The following is a 6000-nucleotide window of genomic DNA, read 5'->3' as shown; positions in this document are numbered from 1 at the left end:
AACACCGGCGCCCCTGAAACCTGCGGCCCGCCCACCCCCCCCAGGGGCGCGGGGAACTGCGCGCTCAACCCCCACCAACCGTCAGCCACACACGGCGACCTCACCCACGCTCACGGCAACCGCCCCACCCCCTCCGGCAGGAGCAGCCCAGCGAACAGGTCGCCGTAATCCTGAAGCCGAGGCGCAAGGTCACCCGCGAGAAAAGCAAGCGCGGCAGGCACCCGACACTCCGCCACCTCCTCCCACGTCACCGGCGCGGACACCGCAGGCTCCCGCCGAGCCCGCAACGTGTACGGCGTGGCCGTCGTCTTCCGCGCGGCGTTCTGGCTCCAGTCGACGAACACCTTCCCCGGCCGCAGACTCCTCGTCATCCGATGGATCACCAGCCGCGGCATGGCCTTCTCGGCCTCCACAGCCAACTCCTTGGCATACTCGGTCGCCCGTTCGGAAGGCGTCGGCCGAATGGCCGCCGCGAGATGCAGCCCCTTCGAACCGGAGGTCTTGGCATACGCCTCGATCCCGTCCGCAGCCAACCGCTCCCGCAACCAGAGAGCGACCTCACAGCACTCCACCACGGTGGCGGGCGCCCCGGGGTCCAGGTCGAAGACCAGCCGGTCCGCCTCCCCGGGCGCACCGATCACCCACTGGGGCGTATGGAACTCGGTGACGAGGTTCGCGGCCCACATCAGACTCGCGAGATCCTGCACGAACACCATGCGCGCCGGCCCCTCCACGCGCGGCACCTCCCCCGTGGTGACCCAGTCAGGGGTCCCCGGCGGAACGTTCTTCGCGAAGAACACCTGGCCGTCCGGCCCGTCCGGGTACCGCAGGAAGGACACGGGCCGATCCCGCAGATGCGGCAGCAGGAAGTCGGCCGTGGTGGCGTAGTAGTGCAGCAGCTCGCCCTTGGTGAAGCCGGTCGCCGGATACAGCACCTTCTCCAGATTGCTGAGCGCGAGCCGTCGCCCCTCCACCTCTGTGATCGGCGTCATACCATGAGAATTCCAGAAAACCTGACGGATGTCCGGGTGATCCTGGCATAACCACCGAAAGGGTGCTGCACGTGCGATCCATCTGGAACGGCGCCATCTCGTTCGGCCTGGTCAGCATCCCGATCAAGCTCGTGAACGCCACGGAGAACCGCTCGATCTCCTTCCGTCAGATCCATACGGAGGACGGCGGCCGCATTCGCTACCGCAAGGTCTGCGAGCTGGAGGACCGCGAGGTCACCCAGGGGGAGATCGGCAAGGGATACGAGGACGCGGACGGCACGATCATCCCGATCACTGACGAGGACCTGTCCCACCTGCCCCTTCCGACCGCGAAGACGATCGAGATCGTGGCCTTCGTACCGGCCGACCGCATCGACCCGCTCCAGATGGACAGCGCCTACTACCTCGCCGCCGGCGGCGCCCCCGCGGCCAAGCCGTACACCTTGCTGCGCGAGGCGCTGAAGCGCAGCCAGAAGGTCGCCATCGCGAAGTACGCCCTGCGGGGCCGTGAGCGTCTGGGCATGCTGCGGGTCGTCGAGGACGCCATCGCCATGCACGGACTGCTGTGGCCGGACGAGGTCCGGGCCCCGGAGGGCGTAGCCCCCGACACCCACGTCACGGTGAACGACAAGGAACTGGACCTCGCGGACGCCCTGATGGACACCCTCGGCGAGATCGAACTCGACGAACTGCACGACGCCTACCGCGAGGCCCTTGAGGAGGTCGTCGCCGCGAAGGCCGCCGGCGAGGCCCCGCCGGAGACACCCGAACCGGCCAAGGCCGGCAAGGTCCTCGACCTGATGGCGGCCCTGGAGAACAGCGTACGGGCGGCCAAGGAGTCGCGCGGCGAGGAGCCGACGGCGCCGGAGAAGAAGGAAGCGCAGGTCAGACGCCTGCCCGAGCGCAAGACCTCCCGAGCGGCACCGAAGCAGACGGCCGGCAAGAAGTCGACGGCGACGAAGAAGACAGCGGCGAAGAAGACGGCGTCCGCGAAGAAGTCGACGGCGAAGACGGCCCAGGGAGCGAAGAAGACGGCGGCGAAGAGCACCACCAAGAGCACGGCCAAGAGCACGGCCAAGAGCACCGCGAAGAAGTCGACGGCGAAGAAGACGACGGCCCGCAAGCGCACGGCATGACCATCACGCCGCCGCGCGCGCCCCCTCCCCGCACCTCACCTCACCTCACCTCACCTCACCTCACTTCACTTCACTTCACCGGGCCCTCCGCAACGCCAACACCGCGTTGTGCCCCCCGAACCCGAACGAATTGCTCAGCACCAGGTCCCCGTCCTCCGGCAACGCACGCGGCACCCCCGTCACCACATCCAGATCGATCGCGTCGTCGAGCACCCCGCCCCCCACGGTCGGCGGCACCACCCCGTGATGCAGCGTCAGCACGGCGGCGACCGCCTCGACTCCGCCCGCGGCCCCCTGCAGATGCCCGAGGTGCCCCTTGAGCGCGGTGACGGGAACCCTCCGCCGGCCGAGCACCGCCCGGAGCGCCCCCGCCTCCGCCAGGTCGCCCTCGATCGTCGCCGTGGCATGGGCGTTCACATGGACGACGTTTCCGACCTCGCCGCCGGCGTCCCGCAGAGCGCGCCGCAGGGCGAGCGCGACGCCGGTGCCGGACGGGTCGGGCGCGGCCATGTGGTGGGCGTCGGCGGACAGGCCCCAGCCCGCGGCCTCGCAGTAGATCCGCGCACCCCGGGCCCGCGCGTGCTCCTCCGCCTCGAGTACGAGGATCCCCGCACCCTCGCCGTTGACGAACCCGCTCCGGTCCTTGGCGAACGGCCGCGAGGGCGAGCCCTTCGAGGGGTCCCCGTCGGCCAGGGCCCGCATCGCCGCGAAGGACGCCATGATCGCCGGCGTGACGACCGCTTCGGCGCCGCCCGCGAGAGCGAGGTCGACCTGCCCGTACCGTATGCGGTCGATCGCCTGCCCTATGGCCTCCGTCCCCGACGCACAGGCGCTCGTGACCGTCCTGGCCTCGCCGGTGATATGCAGGTCGAGCGAGACCTGGGAGGCGGCCTGCGACGGTACGGTCATCGGGGTGGTCAGCGGCGAGACGGCCCGCGGCCCCTTCTCCTGCAGCTTCCGGTCCCCGCCCACCAGCACGGACGCGTCCCCGAGGATCGCGCCCAGACTCACCCCCACCCGCTCCGGGTCGACCCCGCTCTCCCGCGTCCCGCCCTCGGTGAACCCGGCGTCCACCCACGCCTCCCGGGCCGCCAGCACCCCGAACCGCGCGGCCCGGTTCATCCGCCGCGCCACCGGCCGCGGCAGCAGTTCCCCGGGATCAACAGGTACGACCCCGGCCACCCGCACGGGCAGTCCGGCGAACTCCTCCCCCTCCAACTCCCGGATCCCGTGCCGCCCGTCGAGCAGCCCCCGCCACAACTCCCCGACCCCGACGCCGAGCGGAGTGACCGCCCCGAGTCCGGTGACGACGACCTTGCGGGGCCCGGATGCGGCGCTCAGGCTCATCTCTGCATGTCCCCTCTGATCGTTGAAAGGGGAACATGCCCAGCTTCCTCATGGCGTGCACATGCGCAACGACGACAGTCAACTCCTCTTTCCGCGGGTTGAGGGATCCAGCTCGCGGACGTGATCCAGGATCTCCCTGTCGGCCGGCACCGGGCGGAGAGCACACCAGACGGATCCCGGGGGGCATTCGCCGGTGATTGACCGATGGACTGGCCCCACCAACTGCCGTCTCCCTAGGATGTGTTGTCGGAGAGGTGATCGCCTCGGCCGGCCCTGTGACTGGGGGAAACGATGGAGTCTGGAAAGCTGTCCACGTCGATCGATGCCACGATCCCGACAGCCGCACGCATGTACGACTACTACCTCGGCGGCAAGGACAACTACGCCTCCGACCGAGCCGCCTGCGAGGAGCTGGACAAGGTCGTCCCCAGCACCCGCGCCCTCGCCCTGAACAACCGCCGCTTCCTGCAGCGCGTGGTCCGCACGCTGGCCGAGGACTACGGCATCCGGCAGTTCCTCGACCACGGCTCAGGCCTGCCCACCCAGAACAACGTCCACCAGGTCGCCCAGTCCGTCGACCCGTCCTCGCGCGTGGTGTACGTCGACAACGACCCGATGGTCCTGGTCCACGGCCGCGCCCTGCTCGACCAGAACGACAACACCGCCGTCATCCACGCCGACATGCGTGAGACCGACGCCATCTTCGCCCACGCCGACACCCAGCGCCTGATCGACTTCTCGCAGCCGGTCGCCGTGCTGTTCAACTCGGTCTTCCACTGCATCCCCGACGACGACGCCAACGGCCCGCTCGCCGTGGCCCGCCGGGTCCGCGAACAGCTCGTGCCGGGCAGCTGCATGGTGATGTGCCAGCTGGTCAGCGAGGACGCCGAGGTCCGCAAGTTCGTCACCGACTTCATGGCCCAGGCGACCCAGAACCACTGGGGCCGGGTACGCCAGGAGAAGGACGTCGCGGAGTACTTCGAGGGTCTGGAGATCCTTGAGCCCGGCCTGGTGGAGGTCTCCACCTGGCGTCCCGACACCGAGGTGGCCCCGCGCCAGCTCACCCAGGAGTGGATCGAGTTCGGCGGCGTGGGCCGACTTCCGTAGCGGGCCGCGGGCCGCGGGCCCGGCTCAGGGCTTCGGGGAGTACCGCTCCATCGTCTCGCGCAGCCGCTCCAGGGACTCGCGCGGGTTGAGGGCCTCGTCACCCAGACGGTCCAGGACGAGGCGGTACTCCTCGGTCTCGTCGCGGTCCTCCAGGAACGCCGCGCTCTTGATGTGCTCCAGATAGACGATGTCGGGCAGATCGACACCGCCGAACCGCAGATAGGTCACCGGCATCGCGGGCGCGGAGGCGTTGGTCACGTCCAGGGGCACGATCTGTACGGTCACATGGGGCCGCTGGGCCATCTCCACGAGATGTTCCAGCTGCTCCCGCATCACCTCGCGGCTGCCCAGCACCCGCAGCAGCACCGACTCGTCGACGATCGCCCACAGCTGCGGCGCGTCCGGCCGGTGCAGCAGCTCCCGCCGGCGCATCCGCAGCTCCACACGCCGCTGTACCTCACGCCCGGGCGCCGACGGCAGCCCGCGCTCCACGACGGCGCGGGTGTAGTCCTCGGTCTGCAACAGGCCCGGCACGTACTGGAGTTCAAAGGTACGGATGGCCGTGGCGGCCTCCTGGAACCCGACCAGCCGGTCGAACCACTCCGGCATCAGCCGCTTGTCGTAGCGCTGCCACCACCCGGGCTCACCGGCCCGCTGCAGCAACTGCAACAGCACCGTGGCCTCGTACTCCTCGGCCCCGTACTGCTTCAGCAGCGCACGGATGTCGGACTCGGTGGGCGGCCGACGCCCCTTGCCCGCCTCGATGCGCGACAACTTCGCCGGGCTGAACCCCACGGCTCGCGCCGCCTGGTCCTGGGAGAGGCCCGCGTCCTCGCGGATCCCCGCCAGCTGTACGCCGACCAGCATCTTCAGCAGGGTCGGCGCGGGTTCGGTCCGGTTCAGATACGGCTCGAGGCGGGAGATGCGAGGTGACTCGGCGGACATCCTGACTCCCCGTAGACCGGCATACGACAGACCGCATTATCGCATCCTGCCGCCTCGTGCCGCCGGAACCGCAGGAAATCGAGGGCTCACCTTCCGCTTGGCGGCGGTGTCCCGCACCTCGCCGCCCTTCCGTTCCCGGGCAGAGGGCACGTATCACCCGTAGGGGTCATACGAGGTGGTCGAACTCTCCCTCCTTCGCGCCCGCCAGGAACGCGGTGATCTCGGCCGGGGTGTACACGAGGGCCGGCCCGTCGGGGTCGCGGGAGTTGCGCATCGCGATGCTGCCGTCGCCCAGGGGCGCCACCTCGACGCAGTTCCCCTCGGCGTTGCTGTGCCGGCTCTTGATCCAGCGGACGCCCAACGAGCTTGCCCGCACGCCGTTCGATGCTGTTGGCACTGCACTCTCCTTGCTCACGTTCCGCCACGCGTGCGCCCCGCCGACCCTCCGGGTCCGAACCGCACCACGTGCTCTG

5 protein-coding genes and 1 pseudogene are annotated in these 6000 nt (G+C 69.9%); 2 read left to right on the top strand and 4 right to left on the bottom strand.

Annotation, left to right across the window (positions count from 1 at the left end; translation table 11 throughout):
- Window positions 1–110: 110 nt before the first annotated feature.
- A complete protein-coding gene (gene ligD, locus AQJ67_RS10770; protein WP_062717865.1) occupies window positions 111–992 on the bottom strand; it encodes a non-homologous end-joining DNA ligase in 882 nt (293 codons plus the stop codon).
- 71 nt (window positions 993–1063) lie between these two features.
- Here ligD and ku point away from each other — a divergent pair, with 71 nt between their 5' ends.
- Entirely contained in the window at window positions 1064–2128 is a 1065-nt protein-coding gene (gene ku / locus AQJ67_RS10765; protein ID WP_062718544.1) for a non-homologous end joining protein Ku, read from the top strand.
- A gap of 75 nt (window positions 2129–2203) precedes the next feature.
- Here the strand turns inward: ku and AQJ67_RS10760 are convergent.
- Window positions 2204–3460: pseudogene (locus AQJ67_RS10760) on the bottom strand (beta-ketoacyl-[acyl-carrier-protein] synthase family protein); the annotation flags it as partial.
- A gap of 306 nt (window positions 3461–3766) precedes the next feature.
- Here AQJ67_RS10760 and AQJ67_RS10755 point away from each other — a divergent pair.
- Window positions 3767–4582 (top strand): SAM-dependent methyltransferase, encoded by an 816-nt coding sequence (locus AQJ67_RS10755; protein ID WP_062717863.1) that lies wholly within the window; start codon window positions 3767–3769, stop codon window positions 4580–4582.
- A 24-nt stretch (window positions 4583–4606) separates the two neighbouring features.
- On the opposite strand, the gene AQJ67_RS10750 is transcribed toward AQJ67_RS10755, so the two are convergent.
- Together AQJ67_RS10750 and AQJ67_RS10745 are read right to left on the bottom strand one after the other, a co-directional pair.
- Complete coding sequence (locus tag AQJ67_RS10750; RefSeq protein WP_062717861.1) at window positions 4607–5527, bottom strand: helix-turn-helix domain-containing protein; 921 nt, start codon at window positions 5525–5527, stop codon at window positions 4607–4609.
- A 166-nt stretch (window positions 5528–5693) separates the two neighbouring features.
- Window positions 5694–5924, bottom strand: a complete 231-nt coding sequence (locus AQJ67_RS10745; RefSeq protein ID WP_079055878.1) for a DUF397 domain-containing protein — start codon at window positions 5922–5924, stop codon at window positions 5694–5696.
- Window positions 5925–6000 lie beyond the last annotated feature (76 nt).

Origin of the sequence: Streptomyces caeruleatus (assembly GCF_001514235.1) — a bacterium.
In the GTDB taxonomy this organism is placed as follows: Bacteria; Actinomycetota; Actinomycetes; order Streptomycetales; family Streptomycetaceae; genus Streptomyces; species Streptomyces caeruleatus.
Note: the sequence above shows the minus strand (reverse complement) of the source record. Positions and strands in the feature narration are given on the sequence as shown.

What these genes read in the sequence shown, in the direction of transcription:
- ligD (WP_062717865.1), bottom strand. Translation starts at nt 992, where the DNA reads ATGACGCCGATCACAGAGGTGGAGGGGCGACGGCTCGCGCTCAGCAAT.
- AQJ67_RS10755 (WP_062717863.1), top strand. Translation starts at nt 3,767, where the DNA reads ATGGAGTCTGGAAAGCTGTCCACGTCGATCGATGCCACGATCCCGACA.
- AQJ67_RS10750 (WP_062717861.1), bottom strand. Translation starts at nt 5,527, where the DNA reads ATGTCCGCCGAGTCACCTCGCATCTCCCGCCTCGAGCCGTATCTGAAC.